The 19,731-nt window shown below is 42.3% G+C and carries 18 protein-coding genes; 14 read left to right on the top strand and 4 right to left on the bottom strand.

Annotation, left to right across the window (positions count from 1 at the left end; all coding sequences use genetic code 11):
• The first annotated feature begins 129 nt into the window (after positions 1 to 129).
• The 4 genes from PU629_RS02425 to PU629_RS02440 all read left to right on the top strand — a co-directional run bounded on the left by PU629_RS02425 (position 130) and on the right by PU629_RS02440 (position 2,851).
• A complete protein-coding gene (locus PU629_RS02425) occupies positions 130 to 990 on the top strand; it encodes an SPFH domain-containing protein (protein WP_275282680.1) in 861 nt (286 codons plus the stop codon).
• A 15-nt stretch (positions 991 to 1,005) separates the two neighbouring features.
• Positions 1,006 to 1,161: a type II toxin-antitoxin system antitoxin gene (locus tag PU629_RS02430; protein WP_275282681.1), complete on the top strand. Its 156-nt coding sequence runs from the start codon at positions 1,006 to 1,008 to the stop codon at positions 1,159 to 1,161.
• A 217-nt stretch (positions 1,162 to 1,378) separates the two neighbouring features.
• Positions 1,379 to 1,873, top strand: coding sequence for a CBO0543 family protein (locus PU629_RS02435; protein ID WP_275282682.1), 495 nt, complete (start codon positions 1,379 to 1,381; stop codon positions 1,871 to 1,873).
• A gap of 306 nt (positions 1,874 to 2,179) precedes the next feature.
• A complete protein-coding gene (locus PU629_RS02440; RefSeq protein WP_275282683.1) occupies positions 2,180 to 2,851 on the top strand; it encodes an MgtC/SapB family protein in 672 nt (223 codons plus the stop codon).
• Between the two features lie 296 nt (positions 2,852 to 3,147).
• Here PU629_RS02440 and PU629_RS02445 read toward each other — a convergent pair whose 3' ends face one another.
• Positions 3,148 to 3,375 (bottom strand): hypothetical protein, encoded by a 228-nt coding sequence (locus tag PU629_RS02445; RefSeq protein ID WP_275282684.1) that lies wholly within the window; start codon positions 3,373 to 3,375, stop codon positions 3,148 to 3,150.
• 1,064 nt (positions 3,376 to 4,439) lie between these two features.
• Positions 4,440 to 5,966, bottom strand: a complete 1,527-nt coding sequence (locus tag PU629_RS02450; RefSeq protein WP_275282685.1) for an MDR family MFS transporter — start codon at positions 5,964 to 5,966, stop codon at positions 4,440 to 4,442.
• A 268-nt stretch (positions 5,967 to 6,234) separates the two neighbouring features.
• Here PU629_RS02450 and yfkAB point away from each other — a divergent pair, with 268 nt between their 5' ends.
• The gene (yfkAB, locus tag PU629_RS02455; RefSeq protein ID WP_275282686.1) at positions 6,235 to 7,341 is read left to right on the top strand and encodes a radical SAM/CxCxxxxC motif protein YfkAB; all 1,107 of its coding nucleotides are present in this window, start codon (positions 6,235 to 6,237) and stop codon (positions 7,339 to 7,341) included.
• Positions 7,342 to 7,701: 360 nt separating this feature from the next.
• Here the strand turns inward: yfkAB and PU629_RS02460 are convergent, their stop codons facing one another.
• Both PU629_RS02460 and PU629_RS02465 read right to left on the bottom strand, forming a co-directional pair.
• The gene (locus PU629_RS02460) at positions 7,702 to 10,641 is read right to left on the bottom strand and encodes a sensor domain-containing protein (RefSeq protein WP_275282687.1); all 2,940 of its coding nucleotides are present in this window, start codon (positions 10,639 to 10,641) and stop codon (positions 7,702 to 7,704) included.
• Between the two features lie 997 nt (positions 10,642 to 11,638).
• Positions 11,639 to 11,779 (bottom strand): hypothetical protein, encoded by a 141-nt coding sequence (locus PU629_RS02465; RefSeq protein WP_275282688.1) that lies wholly within the window; start codon positions 11,777 to 11,779, stop codon positions 11,639 to 11,641.
• Positions 11,780 to 11,966: 187 nt separating this feature from the next.
• Here PU629_RS02465 and PU629_RS02470 point away from each other — a divergent pair, with 187 nt between their 5' ends.
• The 9 genes from PU629_RS02470 to PU629_RS02510 all read left to right on the top strand — a co-directional run bounded on the left by PU629_RS02470 (position 11,967) and on the right by PU629_RS02510 (position 19,500).
• Positions 11,967 to 12,689, top strand: coding sequence for an MOSC domain-containing protein (locus PU629_RS02470; protein ID WP_275282689.1), 723 nt, complete (start codon positions 11,967 to 11,969; stop codon positions 12,687 to 12,689).
• A 1,681-nt stretch (positions 12,690 to 14,370) separates the two neighbouring features.
• Positions 14,371 to 14,880 carry a GNAT family N-acetyltransferase gene (locus PU629_RS02475; protein ID WP_275282690.1) on the top strand — a complete coding sequence of 170 codons (510 nt, stop codon included), beginning with the start codon at positions 14,371 to 14,373 and terminating at the stop codon, positions 14,878 to 14,880.
• 75 nt (positions 14,881 to 14,955) lie between these two features.
• Positions 14,956 to 15,474, top strand: a complete 519-nt coding sequence (gene paiA, locus PU629_RS02480) for a spermidine/spermine N(1)-acetyltransferase (RefSeq protein WP_275282691.1) — start codon at positions 14,956 to 14,958, stop codon at positions 15,472 to 15,474.
• Between the two features lie 202 nt (positions 15,475 to 15,676).
• On the top strand, positions 15,677 to 16,870 hold the full coding sequence (locus PU629_RS02485) for a macrolide family glycosyltransferase (RefSeq protein WP_275282692.1): 1,194 nt from the start codon (positions 15,677 to 15,679) through the stop codon (positions 16,868 to 16,870).
• A 309-nt stretch (positions 16,871 to 17,179) separates the two neighbouring features.
• The gene (locus tag PU629_RS02490) at positions 17,180 to 17,422 is read left to right on the top strand and encodes a spore gernimation protein GerQ (protein ID WP_275282693.1); all 243 of its coding nucleotides are present in this window, start codon (positions 17,180 to 17,182) and stop codon (positions 17,420 to 17,422) included.
• A gap of 18 nt (positions 17,423 to 17,440) precedes the next feature.
• On the top strand, positions 17,441 to 17,809 hold the full coding sequence (locus PU629_RS02495; RefSeq protein WP_275282694.1) for a spore coat protein: 369 nt from the start codon (positions 17,441 to 17,443) through the stop codon (positions 17,807 to 17,809).
• A gap of 18 nt (positions 17,810 to 17,827) precedes the next feature.
• The gene (locus PU629_RS02500; RefSeq protein WP_275282695.1) at positions 17,828 to 18,964 is read left to right on the top strand and encodes a zinc-dependent alcohol dehydrogenase; all 1,137 of its coding nucleotides are present in this window, start codon (positions 17,828 to 17,830) and stop codon (positions 18,962 to 18,964) included.
• 17 nt (positions 18,965 to 18,981) lie between these two features.
• A complete protein-coding gene (locus tag PU629_RS02505) occupies positions 18,982 to 19,188 on the top strand; it encodes a hypothetical protein (protein WP_275282696.1) in 207 nt (68 codons plus the stop codon).
• Between the two features lie 15 nt (positions 19,189 to 19,203).
• Positions 19,204 to 19,500 (top strand): spore coat protein, encoded by a 297-nt coding sequence (locus PU629_RS02510; protein WP_275282697.1) that lies wholly within the window; start codon positions 19,204 to 19,206, stop codon positions 19,498 to 19,500.
• Positions 19,501 to 19,731: the final 231 nt, after the last annotated feature.

A 19,731-nucleotide genomic window follows, 5' to 3' on the forward strand; every position in this document is an offset into this window, starting at 1 on the left:
AATTGGGGCTTCTTTTCTAATTTGGAGAATGATGGAGAGCGAGTAAAACAAAGTGTCTATTTACTTCTTTCACCGCTACTGTATAATGATATTAAAGTGATATCACATTAATATCATGGAGGGGCTCGTATGAGGGAAAGATCGATCTTTAAAATGAATGGTTTTGCAGCGCTTATCATTGCTCTGGTTTGTATTCTTGGCGGGATTTATTTCATCTTCGGCGGATCAGTTGGAGGCGGGATAGGAGGAGTTGTTTTAATCATTATTGGTATCATTGTCGCCACCAGTTTAACGATTGTGCAGCCAAACCAAGCCAAAGTATTAACGTTCTTTGGGACGTATATTGGTGTTATTCGTGAACAAGGCTTGTGGGCAACGATTCCTTTCACTTTCAAAAAAAGCGTATCATTGCGCGTGATGAATTTTACAAGTGAACGGCTAAAGGTTAATGATCTAGAAGGAAATCCCATTGAAATTGCGGCGGTCGTAGTTTATAAAGTCAATGATTCGGCAAAGGCCTTATTTGATGTGGAAAACTATGAGACATTCATTCAAATCCAAAGTGAAACAGGGATTCGCCACATTGCAAGCCGATATGCTTATGATCTCTACGATGACGCAGGAGAAAGCACCCTTACGCTTAGGCAAAATAGTGATGAAATTGCAGACGTTCTGCTTCATGATTTGCAAAAGAGGCTGGACGTTGCCGGTGTCAGTGTGATTGAAGCCCGGATTATGCACTTGGCTTATTCGTCTGAAATTGCCGCTGCCATGCTGCAAAGACAACAAGCGAATGCGGTTCTGTCCGCTCGCAAAGTCATTGTTGACGGGGCTGTCGGGTTAGTAAAAGCAGCGATTGATCAGCTTCAAGAACAAGAAATTGTGGAACTCGATGAAGAGAAAAAAGCGCAAATGGTGAACAACTTAATGGTGGCCATTGTTTCTGAGAAAGGAACACAGCCTATAATTAATACCGGAACTATCTATTAAGGGTTGTGTTGGTGAATGAGCCGAAGAAAAGCCTTTCCGCTGCGGATCGATCCGCAGCTTTACGAAGTCCTGGAAAAATGGGCGCATGATGAACTGCGAAGTGTCAATGCTCAGATCGAGGTTATATTGAAAGAAGCTGCTAAGAAAGCAGGGCGGCTGAAAAAAGACTAACAATCGTTAAACAGGAAGAAAACACGCTAACAGCCTCTCATTTGAGCCAAAATGGGAGGCTGTTTTTCATATTGTGGCGGCCATTTAACAGAAGGGATGAACGCTAAAAACGAGTGGGTGACCGGTTGAAGGGACGTTCTCCCGAGGGGAAATAACTTGGATTAATTGTATAATTTGTTAACCCGCGAATTATCCTAATAAAAAAAAGGACCATTTTATGAAAAAGTATCAGCCTCAGAAGCGACTTTTACAAGCTATGCTAGGTCTAAATCTATTGATCATCATTCCACTGATTTTAAGAAAACATCCAATTAAGGATTGGGTGATTGTGTATTTATTTAACGCCGGTACAAATATCATAATAGATAATAGTTTAACGAAGAAGAAAATAGTTAAATATCCAATAAGGTTATTATCCAAAGTATATGATACACATCTATTATTTGATTATTTTTTGTATCCGACATTTACCATTTTATATAATCAGTGGTCGGTTAAAGATAAGCCTTTTATAATAATAGGAAAGCTTTTTCTTATGACCACCCCAGCATTCTTTATAGAGCTTTTGGCAGAAAGAAAAACGGATCTGGTTGATTGGAGCAAAAAGTGGAAATGGTATCATACATACTTTAGTATTATTTCAAAGTCATTAATAACAAGGCTTTTTATTGGTCTCTTGAGATGGGTAGAAAGATCACAGAGAAGTGATTAGTAGGATATAAAGGATCCGCCTGCTATCCAAATGGGACTTAGTGTTCACAGGGAGCCGAATGCTCAAGCTGCCTAAAGGGATAATCGATGTAAAAACCGACTATTAATGTCGGTTTTTTTTTGGCTTATTATAGTGTGAGGGCTAATTGAGATATTCCCTTAGCGCTTTCATTCACACTGCATAAGTGCAACGCCGAACGTCATCTTTATTTGGTTCATCGGAGTTTTAAAGGTTTATTCATATCACCTCAAATGTTAAAGTATAAATAATATTTATAATTATTTAGTCTTTTTGGGGGTGTCTTATTTGCAAGTTGAATTCATCATTCGAATTATCATTTCCGGAATCCTTGGTTGCTTAATTGGACTGGAGAGAGAAAGGCGATATAAGGAAGCAGGATTACGCACTCATTTCTTGGTTGCAATTGGGAGTTCCATCATTATGATTATCTCTAAATATGCTTTTAATGATGTTTTAAATGGAGACTCAACGGTATTAGATCCGAGTCGAATAGCTGCTCAAGTCGTCAGCGGGATCGGTTTCTTAGGGGCGGGAACAATACTGGTCCAGCGTCAATCTGTAAGGGGACTGACCACAGCAGCAGGATTGTGGGCGACATCAGGAATTGGATTGTCGATAGGGGCTGGAATGTACATTGTCGGAATTGTAGGGGCCTGTTTGGTTTTAATCGGTCTTGAATTACTCACCCATTTATTTCAACGGATTCTCCCCAACAAATCTTATCAGCTAATGGTTCAAACAAATTCAGATGATATTTCAACCATTATTGAACTGCTTACAGAATCAAATCTGACTATTTCTCAATATCAGGTGAAAATCAAACAGTCTGAGACAAAACCACAGTATCGCATTGATTTTAAGTTAAAGTTAGAAAAAGGAAAAGTTAATGAAAATACAATTACGAGTAAATTGCAAAAGTTGAATGGCATTTCTTCTATTGAATTTATAAATAGTTAAAAGGCTGGGAGAAACGTAGTTGATGACTAGAAAAAACCGAACTTATTCACACCTTTTAACGTGATGGGTTCGGTTTTGCTTTTATCATTTATGAAACGCTAGTCAAAATACGGCGCATTCCGCGCTCACGGCCTCAGCTTCCATAGCAAGGAAAACGCTTGCTTGCAGGGTCTTCGGACACGTGCTGTTCCCGCAGGAGTCTCCGTATTTTGACCACGCTTCCTATTTGTAAAAGTTTATTGTTCGGAATTTAAGTCAGTTAGTTTCGTTTTGCCCGGCCTTCATTTCATCAAGAGTTATTTGGCTCGTTTGAACAAAGCTTTGCCTTTGGTGTAGACGAATCTTTCCCATCTTGCTAACAAGCCGTTTCCATTTTCACCAGCTTCTATTTTAGCGGCGTGAGCTTTATGGAATTCTGCAACTCTTTTATTAGGTTGAGTTTGCCAATTGTTGGTCTTCTTATGGAGTTCCGCAACCCGCTCATGATGTTTGTTGTGCCAGGAAGCACCGTCAACATGGTTCATTCGTCTTTCCCTCCTTCAATTCAGTTGCTTATTTCACTTTATTATATCGCCAAGTGGGATAAAAAAGTAGACTTTGTAAAAAAATACTATGAGACAGTTGGTACAAAAGTGGCAATGGCTGCGCTTTATTTGAGCTGTTAAAACAGACAAATTAGGAAGTTTGTAAGAGCGGTGGTAACTTGCTCTTTTTTTTCGCAAGTGTGAACCTAATCCTCACATGCGGCGAATGGAGGCAAAATTTCTTCAAACGCCGCAACTGCGCCTAACGGGTTTACTTGTGAGATGCAAAACGCCAATTATCCCCTTAAATCACCCTACTATTCACAATAAAATCACAGAAAGAAAAGACTAGTAAACGTCAAAACAACCGAGTCTTTTGAGATTCGGTTGTTTTATTTTCATAAAAGGCAATCGATTACCTCTTTCATCAAATGGCTAGAACGAACTTTCTAAATAAGCGGAGAAATTCCGCTTATTTAGAAATCAACAGTGATAATAGCTAAAATAGACGGAAAAATTCCGCCTATTGAATCGAAAAACATGAAAATGGGTCATTTCTTTTTGTTTAAACGGAAAAACTCCGCTTATTTTAACTATCACAGGTTACTCTAAAATTTCTTGTTAACCATGACAGTCCGTTTTTTACTTTAAGAACCATTCGATAATCCAACTTTTATTTTAGCATATAGATCCAAATGGCTTGGTAATCACCCTACCTTTCACTTGCTCAATCATCGGTTAATTCACACACTTCCAATAATTATATCCACCCATGTAAATTAAACTGTGATTTACGGATGAAATGGTTAATCAACATTGATATTACAATACAAATCGCACGGTGAATGACTACGTGAAAAGCCGTGCGATTTACCTTGATAGTTAATTGTTTGCACCTCTGAAGTGAACCCGTTAAACTGCGCCATTGAGGTTATCTGTTAGAGCTACAAACGTTACGAAATGAGTCTTGCAAACAATAGCACGCAAAAAAAGAAACAGGAGAACCGTCCCCCTGTTTCCAAAAAAGAAACGGGAGAACCGTCCCCGCGTTTCATTCCCGCGTTTCATTCTTCTGGTTTTGATAATAGGATTTCTTTTTTTAGGAACCAACACAATAGGAATGAGATGATGGTGAGGATAAAGGCGCACATATAGATGTGTTGGAAGGCATCGACAAATAAAGTTTTAATAGTAGTTAGTAATTCAGGGGGCAGCCCTTTAGGAATGCCTGAAGCGGCCAGTCCACTCTTATTAGCGAGCATACCGGGTGGCAGTTTATTGCTGATCCCTTCTAGGTTCTTTGTAAGGGTCGAGGATAAAAGGTTACCAAATATACTTACCCCGACGGTCGCACCAATGGTTTGGAATAAAGGCACGGTTGCTAAAGCGACACCTTGGTGTTCTTTGGGCACCGATTCCTGAACAATCAGGTTGTCGCCACCGAACAGGGCACCGAGCCCAAGACCCGCTATTAAGAAGTAGATAATAATCTGAATAATAGTGGTGTGAATGTTAATATGGGCAAATAAATAAAAGCCAATAACAGGCATGATGAAGGCGATGCCGAAGAGCTCACGATACCTGACTTTTGTTAATAAGACCCCACAGACCATTGACGAAGCAATTGCTCCTACCATCATAGGCAAGGTTAAGTAACCTGCTTCAGTTGGCGTAAGTCCTAATACGTTTTGGGCGAAATAAGGGAAGGATGAGAAGGAGCCCATCAGCCCAAGACCAACAACAAAAACAATTAATGACAAGACTAATATGTTTCGATTTTTAAATAAAAATAATGGCATCATCGGTTCTTTTACTTTGGATTCGACCCAAATGAAGGCACCAATTAGAACAACACCTAGAATGAGTAATCCAACTATAAGAGGAGAGGTCCATGTATAGCCTTCATTTTCGATTAAGACAGGCGAAATTAGGAGGGAAATAATCCCAGTCATCAAGAGAAGGGAACCAGCCCAGTCAATGGTGACCTTCTGCCTCTTAGAAGGTTCCTTCAATCCAATGAATAAGAAGAGAGCGGCAAGGACACCAACAGGAATGTTAATAAAGAAAATCCAATTCCAGCTGGCCTGATCGACAAAGAATCCACCCATCAAGGGGCCGAGCAACATTGGAATAAACATAATCGGCCCCATAAAGCCTTGAACCTTTGCCCGTTGCTCGATCGGGAAGAGATCACCTGAAATCGTCATCGCTAAAGGCATCAGCCCCCCAGCTCCAAGTCCCTGAATCCCTCGACCGATCAAAAGAAAGGTCATCGAATGAGAAAATCCACAAACGATCGATCCCCCTATAAAAAGTCCTACAGCAATTAAATAAATCGGTTTTCGGCCGTACAAATCAGCGAGCTTTCCTAAAATCGGCATAAAGGAGGACATCGCGAGCATATAGACCCCAGCTACCCATCCATAAAGGGACAGACCGCCAAGATCCCGAATAATCGTCGGCAACGCCGTATTTACAACCGTTTCATCTAATTCAGAAAAAATCATCCCTAACATTAAACCAATTAAAACGAGAACCTTACTACTTTTATTCTCACCAAGCCTACCTTTAGAAGCAATTGTATTATCCACGGATTTAGTCCTTTCATTTGGTTATTAAGATATTTAATAGAATAAACATGAAGTATGAACTCTATATGAACAGAACGGAACGCGGGGACGGAACGCGGGGACGGTTCTCCCGTTTCATCATCCCAAGTTGAATCCCCTTGCAAGAACCCCACCCCGCTGTCATAAAATTTTTAAGAAAGAGACTATAACTAATGGACCGTTAAATGATTGTTTGCGGATCAATTAGTGTGATATGATTTTATGGTTAATTTTGGGAGGGGAGCAAGACATGCAATTAAAAGGTAAACAGATAAGCCCTGAATATGACCCTTGGGAAGCTTATCTTGATATTGAAGACTATCATCACATGGAATTAACGAATGTTGAATTTACAACCACCACACTTTGTAATATGCGCTGTGAACATTGTGCAGTCGGGTATACCTTACAAATCAAAGACCCAGAAGCACTTCCAGTTGAGTTGATGATACAACGCTTGGAGGAGATCCCTCATTTGCGTTCTATAAGTATAACCGGAGGGGAACCGATGTTGTCACTTGCCTCCGTTAAGAACTACGTGATTCCATTGCTTAAGTATGCCTCCACGCGAGGAGTCCGAACACAAATCAATTCTAATTTAACACTCAACCTGGAGCGCTATGAAGACATACTGCCTTACCTTGATGTTTTGCACATTAGCCACAATTACGGAGGGGTACAAGATTTCTCAGAGATCGGATTTGGGGCCTCAAAGAAAAATGTTTCTAACGCTGTTCGCGAGAAATTTTTCGAACGAATGGTAAGCAATGCAAAAATTTTAAGCGAGCGCGGTGTGTTTATTTCAGCTGAAACCATGTTGAACAGCCGTACCCTGCCTAATCTTGAAGCTATCCACAAGCAAATTGTCGAAATGGGTTGCAGGCGCCATGAAGTACATCCTATGTACCCAAGTGATTTTGCAAGTACCCTGAACCTCTTATCTTTAGATGAAATTCGAGACGGTATTCATCATTTATTAGATATAAGGGATAAAAACGTCTGGATGCTTTTTGGGACGTTACCGTTTTATCCATGCAGTGATAGCCCAGAAGATTTGAGGCTTATCTCACGTTTATATAATGAAGAAAATGTCACGGTCCGTAATGATCCAGACGGAAGGTCCCGACTCAACGTTAATATTTTCAATGGAGAGATTACTGTAACCGACTTCGGTGATGTTCCAAGCTTCGGGAATGTCCAAACAACAAAGCTAACGGAAGCTTATGAAAAATGGACACAAACCGAACATGCCAAAAGCATCCATTGCCACTGCCCAGCCGTCAAATGTCTAGGCCCTAACCTACTAGTCAAGGACACCTACTACAAGAACGTCGACTTTACCCAACGCAAAGCTTGAAACAGGGGGACGGTTCTCCTGTTTCATTCAGAGGATTAGCGAGAGACTTGGCGATCGCTGCGGCGGGTTGCCATTTGGGCAAGCTAATCAAGGTGAATTTGGCAGCACTCAGATTGTCTAGACTCCACGTTGTCACCTTTCTAATCAAACAGTAAACCTGAAGCAGCGGAACTTGACATAAGTTTCGCTGCTTCTTCCTTTTTTTTTCGCAGCCTCCCAACCGGTAAATGCGTCTGTCAGAAATCCCAATAAGCGGCTGCCCAGCACGGCAACTTCAAGCAGTAAAGGCCGTGAGTCGACAAACTAAAGGCGCTCATTTCCGTAGGATAGGACTTCCCGATTCCGACCGGCTGTGCTTCCTCAGGTCAGGGAATTCATTAATTTCTCTAAGGGCACAGGGGGACTGAAGTAATAGCCTTGGCCGATATCGCAATGATAGTACTTTAATAATTCTAATTGCTGCAAGGTTTCAATGCCTTCAGCAATGACTTCAAAACCTAGGCTATGCCCCATGCTTATAATGGTTTTGACAAGAGAAAGGGATTTTGGGCTTTCACACATCTTTTGAACAAAAGAACGATCGATTTTTAAAATGTCGATATCCATCTCGCTTAAAATACTAAGATTGGAGTAGCCCGTCCCGAAATCGTCCATCGAGACTTTGAGGCCCATTTTTTTCAGCTCTTTCACAATTTTAATGCTAGAAAACACGTCTTGCATAACGGTCTCGGTAATTTCGAATTCCAATAGAGAGGGGTTGCAGTGATTTCTTTCGATGATCTCTTTTGAAATAGTGACGAAGTTCGCATCCGTAAATTGCTTGACCGAAATGTTGAGCGCAATAGGTGTTTTTTTTAATTTGGAAGCATTTAGTTCGTTAGCGATTTTACAGGTTTGGTCTAAAACCCATTCACCCAATTTGACAATTAAACCAGAGTCTTCGGCCACAGGAATAAATTCAGTTGGAGGGATCATCCCCATTTCAGGATGAATCCAACGAATTAAGGATTCATAACCGATGATCTCATTAGTAAGCAGATGGACTTTTGGCTGGAAATAAAGAACAAATTGATTCTCTTTCAGGGCTTTTCTTAATTCGGTTTCAATGACAACAGTTCTGTTGGCCCTTTCTCCAATTGAGGCATGAAAAAATTTAAAATTATTTCGGCCGCTTTCCTTGGCATAGTACATGGCCAAATCGGCTGATTTCAATAATTCCTCCGCATTGTTACCATCATGAGGAAATTGGCTGATTCCTATACTTGGAGTCGTGAAGACCTCGATCCCCTTGATTAGCAGATTATCTGAGAACCTGCAAATGATATGTTGTGAAAGTTTTTCGGCGTCTGTTGGGTCCTCATGCCTTAATACAATAACGAATTCATCTCCACCATATCGAAAAATGTGTTCCTTGTTCTGAACACATTCGATTAAATAGTCGGTGGCTTTTTGTAACATGAGGTCACCATATTTATGACCTAACGTATCATTTATATTTTTAAATCGGTCAAAATCAATGAAAAAGATGGAGAGCGTCTCTTTGCTCGGATCTAACCTCCCTATTTGTTCATCGATATATTTATTTAAGGAGTTTCGATTTCGAAGCCCCGTTAACGAATCATAAAAAGCCAAGTATTTGACTTCTTGCTGTGAGAGAATTTTCTGGGTAATGTCAAACTGAATTTCTATATAGTTATAGGGCTTGCTCTCACCGTCTAATATAGGAACAATGGTGGTTTCAAACCAATGTGAATGACCATCTTTAGAAATCCTCTCCAATTCACCCTTCCAAACACGACCCGATGTTATCGTTTGGAGTAATTCTTTCATGGACGGATCACTTTTAAAATTTGGAATAAATAAGACTTGGGTCTTGCCAATTAACTCATCACGGGAGTATTGGTACATCTCACAAAATTGATCATTAACATAGATGATTTCACCGATTGTGTTGGTCATGCAAACAATGGCGGATTCGTCCAAGGCAAATTTAATATCCTGCAGATCTTTTAAGGCTTTATTCAATTCCATTTGGCCTTTCTTCTCATTCGTTCGGTCAATGATGGTGCCGATGATCACTTTCTTGTTGCTGATGGTGGTCACTACCGACCGAATTTCAATATCTCTCACATCTCCATTTTTGGTTACCATTAGAACATCTTCCGTGATGGTAGTTATGTTCGAGGCAAGCATCTGTGAGAGGTTGTATCGTGCAATCTCCTGACTTTCTTCAGCAAATAAATCAAGAAAATTCATAGTGGCTATTTCCTCGCGTGAAAACCCGAGAATCCTTTCGACTTCTTTGTTAATATAGGTCACTTTTCCGTCATCAAACATATAAACGCCAACCAAAGATTCTTCCGATATACTCCGATACTTTTCTTCTGCTTCCTTCAACCTTTCTTTCATTTTTTTCTCTTGAGTAATATCTCTTGCCACAACCAATACAGCTTCTTCATTTTCAAAGGTCGTTCGTATTCCCGAAGACATCACATCAATTAATGTGCCATCTAACTGTTTGAGTTTAAATTCAGTAGGAGACAATTCATGTGATTCATCAAAGAAAAGCTGTCTGATTCTCTGAATGGAAACGTTACGCTGTTCTTCTGTAAGAAAGGTTAATAAATTTTCTCCTATTACATCCTTTAGCGAATCAGCGCCAAATAGCTCCAATCCTTTAGTATTTGAATAAAGAATAACGTGATCTTTGATAATGATATTCGCAATGGGAGAGGCATCAATTAATTTTTTGAAAGTTATGCCTGATTCCATTTGTTGTGTAACATCGATGGTGACACCGTTTATTTTGATGAGTTTTCCATCCTTATCTAAAACAGGTGTTGCGTTATTTTGTATCCATTTTATCTTACCGTTCTTATGTACTATCCGATATTTGGAGGAATAAGGATGCCCTTTTAGGGTTTCAATTTGAAATTTCTGAGCAACAGGTTTGTCTTTCTTGTAGACAAGCGTTAACCACAAATGGGGATCACCATGAAACTCTTTTCTGGTATAGCCGTAAATTTGTTCACAGCCGCTAGATATATGTGAAGTCTTCGTTTTGCTCTCCCAAATCCAAAGCAAAATATGGCCATCTTCAAAAATATCATCAAACTGCTTCGAGTAATATCTTGCCTTATCGAACTGAAGACCCAAGAAATACATAGGAATAAATAAGATTATTGAAAGAAACACCTCAAAATGACTCATTTCATCTTGCTGAGCAAAATGGATCAACACCATTAAAACCGTATAAACAATAGCAAACAAAACCGCAAAAAATCTCCCTTGAAGGCCCATTCAGCGTCCTCTCCTTTTTGAAACATGGGGACGGTTCTCGTGTTTCATGAAACGCGGGTGAAACGCGGGGGTGAAACGCGGGGACGGTTCTCCCGTTTCATTTCTTTGCCCATGAAACAGAAACCTTCGAGCCAGATTTCCTGTCACCAAGCAAATTCACCCGAAATATGTAAATGTGAGCAAAGATCAGTCTAACTCAACGCGAGACTAATAAGATTAGTCTTAGCAAAATTGGAATGATTTATGAAACGCAGGTATGAAACGCAGGGACGGTTCTCGTGTTTCATATGAAACGTGGTTGGAGCGGAGGAGGCGTGTGAAAAGCGGGTATTGCGGTGGAACGCTGGAAACGCAGGGACGGTTCCCGCGTTTCCGTTTTATTGAGGCAGCCCAGAAGATTCGCTCAACCATTATTTTTAAGAGCCTATTGATTTTGATGAGCTCCAATGATACAACAATTAGCATAGACAACCACCTAGTTGGAATGGTTCTTTACTGAAAATGGGGTGAATAGACCTTTGTCTTTTTGATCCTATTTACTTGTCTATTCGGAAGAGAGCATAGGGACTCTAACCAACTGAAAGCAAAATGTGCTTATGAAGAGTTTGCCCAATAAGGAAGACCAAATGAGGGACATTATTTTAAAATCCTTAAAAAAGGTTAAGAATGAGTTCGAAGTAAAGATGCTCTACACCTCTGAATCAGGAGTAGAGTCTGGAGGGGGGGCTGATGGATACATAACGATTTAATTTTGACTGCTTTATCGATCAGAAAGTGATGGAAGTGAACATGAAGAGAACATACCATTAGCGTTGTCTTTGAAAAAAGCTTTTTATTACTCGAATGCCCTTGGAGACTTCGTAAAGAGAAGGAGGTCCTAATAGGCGAAACGAATTGTGTGTCAGTCCCTGAAAGTTTTTAATAGGTTGAGAGAACGTCCTCAATGGGTCCGTTCCTCATTGAGAAAACCCGCTTCGCCAGTAAAAGACGAATAACCTTAGTTTTCGTTTTTATTTCCTTTTCCATCCTTTTCCTGATTCTTGACTTTCTTCTCTTCCTTTAATGCTTGGTTCATAAGCTCAGCATATTCTAAGTGCCGGGCATACTCTTCATTGTAATGGGGGTCTTTAGGCTCCATATAATGGACCTCCTTAAATAATGATATCTCTACTATGTAAAATGTCTGAATGGGTTTCCTTTTATGCACACGTTCTAATAAAAAAACGAGCTTAGGGTGTGGATCGTTTTTGGCAGGGGGGATGGTGTGAAGTGCCCATCCAAGATTTGAATTCAATCTAATAAAAGAAATGGTAGGTGGTGATGGGATGCAATTAATAGGGAAGATCAAAGAAATGAATCGATATCCTGTTAAATCGTTTAAAGGGGAGACGTTGGACTCCACTAGGATTGAAAAAAATGGGGTATACGGTGACCGCTGCTTTGCTTTTATCGACGAGACTAAGAGTGGCTGGCATCGATACATAACGGCTCGACAAATACCGGCTATGCTAAGCTATCAAGCCCGATTAAGTCATGAAGGATTTAATGATCCATTTCCAAAATTACAAATCACCACACCTGAGGGCCATTTTTTAACTTGGAACGACGATTTATTGAAGGAAATTCAAGCCTATACCAAAAAGAAGGTCTCAATGATCAACCTGAAACCAACAGGCTCCGACCTGCTAGCTGTCGATGAAGCCAGTCTCTTAATTGTAACGACAGCTTCATTAAATAAACTAGAGCACTTGTGGGGTAAACCGTTAGACAGCCGACGCTTTAGAGCGAATCTTGTCATCGCTGTCGAGAACGAAGAACTCAATGAAAATGAATGGATCGGCAAAAAGCTGAAAATAAATGATGTGACACTTAGCATAGATTCATTTTGCGAAAGATGTGCCATGGTCACACTTGACCCCGAAACCATAGATCGTGACAAAAGCCTGCTCAAAACAATTAACGACGACATGAATTTAAAATTCGGCCTCTACGCCTCCGTAACCCAGACTGGCCACATCCACAAAGATGCCCCTGTGTATTTAATATGAAACGCGGGGACGGGTGAAACGCGGGGACGGGGGAAACGCGGGGACGGATCTCCCGTTTCACTCAGCGGTGAAACGCGGGGACGGATCTCTCGTTTCATTCAGCGTCGAACCGCGGGGACGGATCTCTCGTTTCACTCAGCGTCGAACCGCGGGGACGGATCTCTCGTTTCATTCAGCGTCGAACCGCGGGGACGGATCTCTCATTTCAAATAGGAGCGGAACCGATTTTAACGTATCCACGTTACGCTCAACCGAAATAGGCGTAACGTCAATCCATTATTTCGTCACTCCAGCCCAGTTAAGCGGAGGATAGCGTGTTCTCGTTACGCTCAACCGAAATAGGCGTAACGTCAATCCGTTATGTCGTCACTCCAGCCCAGTTAAGCGGAGGATAGCGTGTTCTCGTTACGCTCAACCGAAATAGGCGTAACGTCAATCCGTTATTTCGTCACTCCAGCCCAGTTTAGCGGAGGATAACGTATCCACGTTACGCTCAACCAAAATAGGTGTAACGTCAATCCGTTATTTCGACATTCTGGCCCAGTTAAGCGGAGGATAACGTATGCTCGTTACGCTCAACCAAAATAGGTGTAACGTCAATCCGTTATTTCGACATTCTGGCCCAGTTAAGCGGAGGATAACGTATCCACGTTACGCTCAACCGAAATAGGCGTAACGTCATTCCGTTATGTCGTCACTCCAGCCCAGTTAAGCGGAGGATAGCGTGTTCTCGTTACGCTCAACCGAAATAGGCGTAACGTCAATCCGTTATGTCGTCACTCCAGCCCAGTTAAGCGGAGGATAACGTATCCACGTTTCGCTCAACCGAAATAGGCGTAACGTCATTCGGTTATTTTGGCGTTCTGGCCCAGTTAAGCGGAGGATAGCGTATGCTCGTTACGCTCAACCAAAATAGGTGTAACGTCAATCCGTTATTTCGTCACTCCAGCCCAGTTTAGCGGAGGATAACGTATCCACGTTACGCTCAACCGAAATAGGCGTAACGTCATTCCGTTATGTCGTCACTCCAGCCCAGTTTAGCGGAGGATAGCGTATGCTCGTTACGCTCAACCAAAATAGGTGTAACGTCAATCCGTTATGTCGTCACTCCAGCCCAGTTTAGCGGAGGATAGCGTATGCTCGTTACGCTCAACCAAAATAGGTGTAACGTCAATCCGTTATTTCGACATTCTGGCCCAGTTAAGCGGAGGATAACGTATGCTCGTTACGCTCAACCAAAATAGGTGTAACGTCAATCCGTTATGTCGTCACTCCAGCCCAGTTAAGCGGAGGATAGCGTGTTCTCGTTACGCTCAACCGAAATAGGCGTAACGTCAATCCATTATTTCGTCACTCCAGCCCAGTTAAGCGGAGGATAGCGTGTTCTCGTTACGCTCAACCGAAATAGGCGTAACGTCAATCCGTTATTTCGTCACTCCAGCCCAGTTAAGCGGAGGATAGCGTGTTCTCGTTACGCTCAACCGAAATAGGTGTAACGTCATTCCGTTATTTCGACATTCTGGCCCAGTTAAGTGGAGGATAGTGTATGCTCGTTACGCTCAACCGAAATAGGCGTAACGTCCTTCCGTTATTTTGGCTTTCTAACCTATTATTTAGGTGGTCCAAAGAATCGCTTAAACGTCCGTTCCCCGACAAGTTTTCATCAGAAAGGAGACTGCCCATGATACAAATACTCAAGGCAAATCCCAGCCATGTATCCGGCATTGCCAAAGTTTGCAGTGAGGCTTATTGGGCCACTTACAAAGAGTTACGGAGCGAAGATTATATTAAAAAAATTATAAAAGAGTTCTATAATCATGAAAGGATCCAAAGGGAAGTAACGGAAACAAGCAGAGAATGGGGAGGCTATTTCGTTGCTGTTGAGGAGAACAAAGTAATCGGAGCAATTGGCGGCGGCATGATTTCTGATACGGCGGGGGAAGTGTTTGTTTTATACCTGGACCCGAGCAGACGCAATGAAGGAATCGGCACCATGTTGCTAGAAGTGCTTACAAAACAACAAAAAGAAGAGTTTCACGCCACCGAACAATGGGTGTCCGTAGCAAAAGGGAATCAAAAAGGCATCCCCTTCTATGAAGCAAAAGGCTTTAGTTTCAAACACGAGCAGAACGGATACGGCAACTCAGAAGGAGAAACCTACCGATCACTCAGATACTACCGCAAAATTTGAAACGCGAGAACCGTCCCCACGTTTCACTGTCCCCGCGTTTCCCCACGTTTCACTATAAAGGAGCCATCGATATAAATGAGTATAACTTTTAAAAAATGCACCTTTGAAGATTTACGCACGTTGCAAGACATTAGTTGTGAAACTTTTAATGAAACATTTAAGGATCAGAATTCACCGGAAAATATGGTGGCCTATTTGGAAGAGGCTTTTAACTCAAACCAATTGGAAAAAGAATGGAGCAATAGGTCTTCGGAATTTTTCTTGGTTTATTTTAACCATGAAGTTGCTGGCTATTTAAAGCTTAACACCAATGACGCTCAGTCCGAGGACATGGGGGATGAATCCCTTGAAGTCGAGAGGATCTATATCAAAAAACAATTTCAAAAACAGGGGCTTGGCAAATATTTACTAATGAAGGCGCAAGAAATCGCGCTAGAACGTAAGAAAAAGAAAATTTGGCTGGGTGTATGGGAGAAAAATGAAAATGCCATTGGCTTTTATAAGAAGCTGGGATTTGTACAAACGGGAACTCATCCGTTTTATATGGGGGACGAAGAACAAACCGACTTTATTATGAGTAAAACACTTGGTTGAATGTCCAGAAGAGGTGAACGGCCGTTTATATACCAACATTTTTTAAGGTGACCGACGTTGATGAAAGCGAGTAAAAACTTATGAATAAATGGCCAACTGTGCTGCACCGAAAGCCATGTCGTACAAAAGTTCCAGAGATTCAGCACCAATTTCCACGCTATGAAATGTCGAACCAAATTATCCACACAAAGGGGGGGAGGCCATGTCACGCGCACTCTATTTTGGCTTGTCCGGGCAAGGCCATCTGAATCCGTCGATCGGTCTTGTTAAAGAACTCGTCGGTCGGGGAGAGGAAATCATCTATTATGGAGGGGATGAAAACCAAGCAAAGATTTTAAAATCGGGTGCTCAATTTCGTTCTTTAGGCTTCAAAAAATCAAGGCAGGATAAGCGGGAAATTCAGGCGCTATTAAATCCCTTAGAGCGGGAGAATCGATTACTCCGCTATGTAGCCAGGACGCTTCCTATGGTTTTAAATCAAGTGAAAGAGGAGAAGATCGACTACATTATTTTCGATACTCAATTTGTTTTGGGAAAAATGATCGCGGAACAGCTCAGGCTGCCAAGTATTTCATTCTGCACGACGCTCGCCTTCTCTGAAAAAGTACGCGAGAGGATTCAGGGCCGTAGACTTGAGTTCACCCCTGATCCCGCCCTCCTGGAAGAACGGAGAAGGCTGCGCGAGTCTATCCAAAATCAATACCGTTTTTCATTTCCTGAGTCCATCATGTTTAATACGGGTGACATCACGCTTGTGTGTACGTCGGACTACTTTCAGCCGGACGATGGGAGTTTTCCAGATACGTTCAAATTTATCGGGCCATCGATAGTGGACCGCTACGATACGGGTGATTTTCCAATCGACAAACTGAAGGACCGCCGTGTTATCTATATTTCGATGGGCACGGTTGTCAATGAACAGCCTGAGCTCTATTCCCATTGTTTGAAAGCCTTCGCTGATCTGGAGGCATGGGTTGTGTTATCGATTGGACAGAAGCTTAACCCGGAAGATTTGGGTCCAATCCCCGCGAATTTCATCGTAGGAAATCACGTGCCTCAATTGGAAGTTTTACAGCATACAGACGTCTTTATTACGCATGGCGGGATGAACAGCACGATGGAGGCGCTCTACAATAACGTGCCCCTTGTCCTGAATCCTATCGGCGCCGATCAACCGGTAGTTGCCAAACGGGTCGAGAGGCTTGGAGCAGGGCTTATTTTAGACAAGTCGGAATTAAATCCTTTTGGGTTGCGAAAAGCGGTCAATGCCATTTTAGAGGATGAAAAATATGCCGTGAACGCCTCTAAGATTGGAGATTCCTTAAGACGAACAGGCGGTTACCGTCAAGGAGCAGACGAGATCTTTGCACTTAAAAAGTTAAAAAGCATTCTCTAATATCCTTGTGAGTCCCACCCTGCGCCTACTGCTGTTGAACGAGAGGTCGATGGCATTAGGCACTGCTGCCAACACTTCATTCCGTGCCCACACTTACATAGTCAAGAGCTGAAGATTTTAAAAAATCTCCGGCTTTTTTTATTTTAGCAAGGCAGAAAGACGCGCGACTGGGCCACCTCCTTTGCCAAAGCGCCTTTATCTCCATTGATCCGCCCCCCCGAAAAATCCTTTGCTGCTATCCGATCAATGTGTATTAAACGAAACATCGGGAAAAATATCGAGGAATTCGTTTGAAAAGGAGGCTGCGATATGGCACAACAACTGGCCGCTCATGAAGCTTGTGACCTACATGAAATCATTAATTTTAAAACCATTTGCTTAGCCCACTCCAAGCTCATACAAGGGCTTGTCTTTGATCAAGATCTGAAAGCACTCATGCAAAAGGATGTGGAGCAATCGATTCAGGCGCTTGCTGAACTCCAGGCGATTTATGAACGGGCGCCGTTTCAAGCCCCTGTTCCAGAAAGCCGACCCACGCCCATTATCAACTAAAAGGAGGGTTAAACCCGAATGAATCAGGATCATTTAGACCCCATTAATGCGCTGAATGTGACCGAACTCGCCGATACGACATTTGCGACCGATTTTCTCATTCGAGCAAAAGAGGGGGTCAGGAACTTGGCTGTCGCTTTAACAGAAACGGCCTCGCCTGACCTTCGAGCTGTCTTGCGAAAACAGCTGATGCAAGGAATCGCAATGCATCAAGAGATTACGGATCTCATGGTCAGCAAAAAGTGGTTCCATCCTCATGAACTCAAGGAACAGTATCAGTTAGACCAGCTCTCGGCCAAAAACACCATAATGATCGGCCAAATGAACTTATTTCCGGATGAGACGAACCGAAAAGGCTTGTTTGACCGGACACCAGATGAACACTAATTTTGGAGGTTACACGGGATGAAGGCTGTTACGTATCAAGGAATAAAAAATATTGAGGTTAAAGAAGTCGAAGATCCAAAGATTCAAAAGCCCGACGATATGATCATAAAAGTCACAAGCACCGCTATCTGCGGGTCTGATTTGCATTTAATTCATGGAATGATTCCGAACCTTCAAGAAAACTACGTCATTGGGCACGAGCCGATGGGAATTGTGGAAGAAGTGGGACCAGGCGTGACCAATGTCAAAAAAGGTGACCGGGTCATTATTCCGTTTAATATTGCTTGCGGTGAATGCTATTACTGTAAAAATCACTTAGAGAGCCAATGTGACAACTCGAATGATAATGGCGAAATGGGCGCCTATTTTGGTTTTTCAGGAACGACGGGCGGTTATCCCGGTGGACAAGCGGAATATTTGCGCGTCCCTTTTGCAAACTTTACTCATTTTAAGATCCCTGAGACCTGTGAAGAACCGGATGAAAAATTAGCGGTAATTTCGGACGCCATGACGACTGGCTTTTGGTCAGTTGACAATGCTGGGGTAAAAGATGGAGACACCGTTATCGTATTAGGATGTGGTCCCATTGGCCTTTTTGCCCAGAAGTTTTGCTGGTTAAAAGGGGCCTCTCGAGTGATTGCGGTGGATTATATCGATTATCGCCTCGAACATGCCAAACGCACCAACAAGGTTGAGGTCGTCAATTTCAAGGATTACGAATTTCCTGGGGAGCATTTGAAGGAAATGACAAAAGGAGGGGCTGATGTCGTCATTGATGCCGTTGGAATGGATGGGAAAATGACTGATCTAGAATTCCTTGCGAGCGGTTTGAAGCTTCAAGGAGGAGCCTTCAGTGCCTTTATTATGGCATCCCAAGCCGTTCGAAAAGGCGGAACCATTCAAGTAACCGGTGTCTACGGCGGGAAATATAATGGTTTCCCAATGGGCGATATTATGAACCGCAACGTCAACATTCGCTCGGGACAGGCACCCGTCATCCACTATATGCCTTATATGTTTGAACTGGTCTCAACAGGTAAAATCAATCCAGGCGATGTCATCAGCCACGTGCTCCCACTCAGCGAAGCCAAACGCGGGTATGAGATCTTTGATACAAAAACAGATAATTGTATAAAAGTCCTATTAAAACCTTAATTGGAGGTCTCGAATCTATGGATTACGCCTTACATGAACTGCTCGAACTTCAAGAAATCGCATCGTTTAAAACCATTTGCCTGACCAAATCCAAAACCATGAAAGCCTTGGTTTCCTGCCCGCAATTAAAAGCCATTATGCAGCAGGATGTCGACGTGTCAACACGTCAGTTACAAGAGTATTCCGCACTATTATCCAAGGCCAAAATCAATGCCATTCAATAGAAAGGAAATGACCACATGAACCCCATCGTCGAAAAACTAACCGGCATGAATGTCCTAACCGACCAAGTCATCGCCATGGATTTATTAAATGCTGCAAAAAGCGGAGTCCGCAACTACGCATTTGCCATAACCGAATCCGGAACACCTGAAATAAAAGAAACCCTCATGCGTCACCTAGAAGAAGCCCTCGACCTGCACGAACAAATCTCCAACTACTTAACAAAAAAAGGCTGGTACCACGCCCACGAACCCAACGAACAACTCATCCTCAACCTAAAAAACATAAACACCGCACTAAATCTCCCAGGTTGAAACGCGGGGACGGTTCTTGCGTTTCATTCCGGGGAAATCGGAGAAACGCGGGGACGGTTCTCCTGTTTCATACGAAAAGAATCTATTTAAGTTTATAACTTAGATAGATTCTTTTTTTCGCAAAACCGCCTGGGGGAGGAAGAGTTAGATGACGGGAACTTTTAACTCATTCCGCCTTGATTACACCTTTTGTTTGCCATATATGTCCGGTCATTCAACCAAACTTCCTGA

Source organism: Pullulanibacillus sp. KACC 23026 (assembly GCF_029094525.1).
Classification (GTDB): domain Bacteria; phylum Bacillota; class Bacilli; order Bacillales; family Sporolactobacillaceae; genus KACC-23026.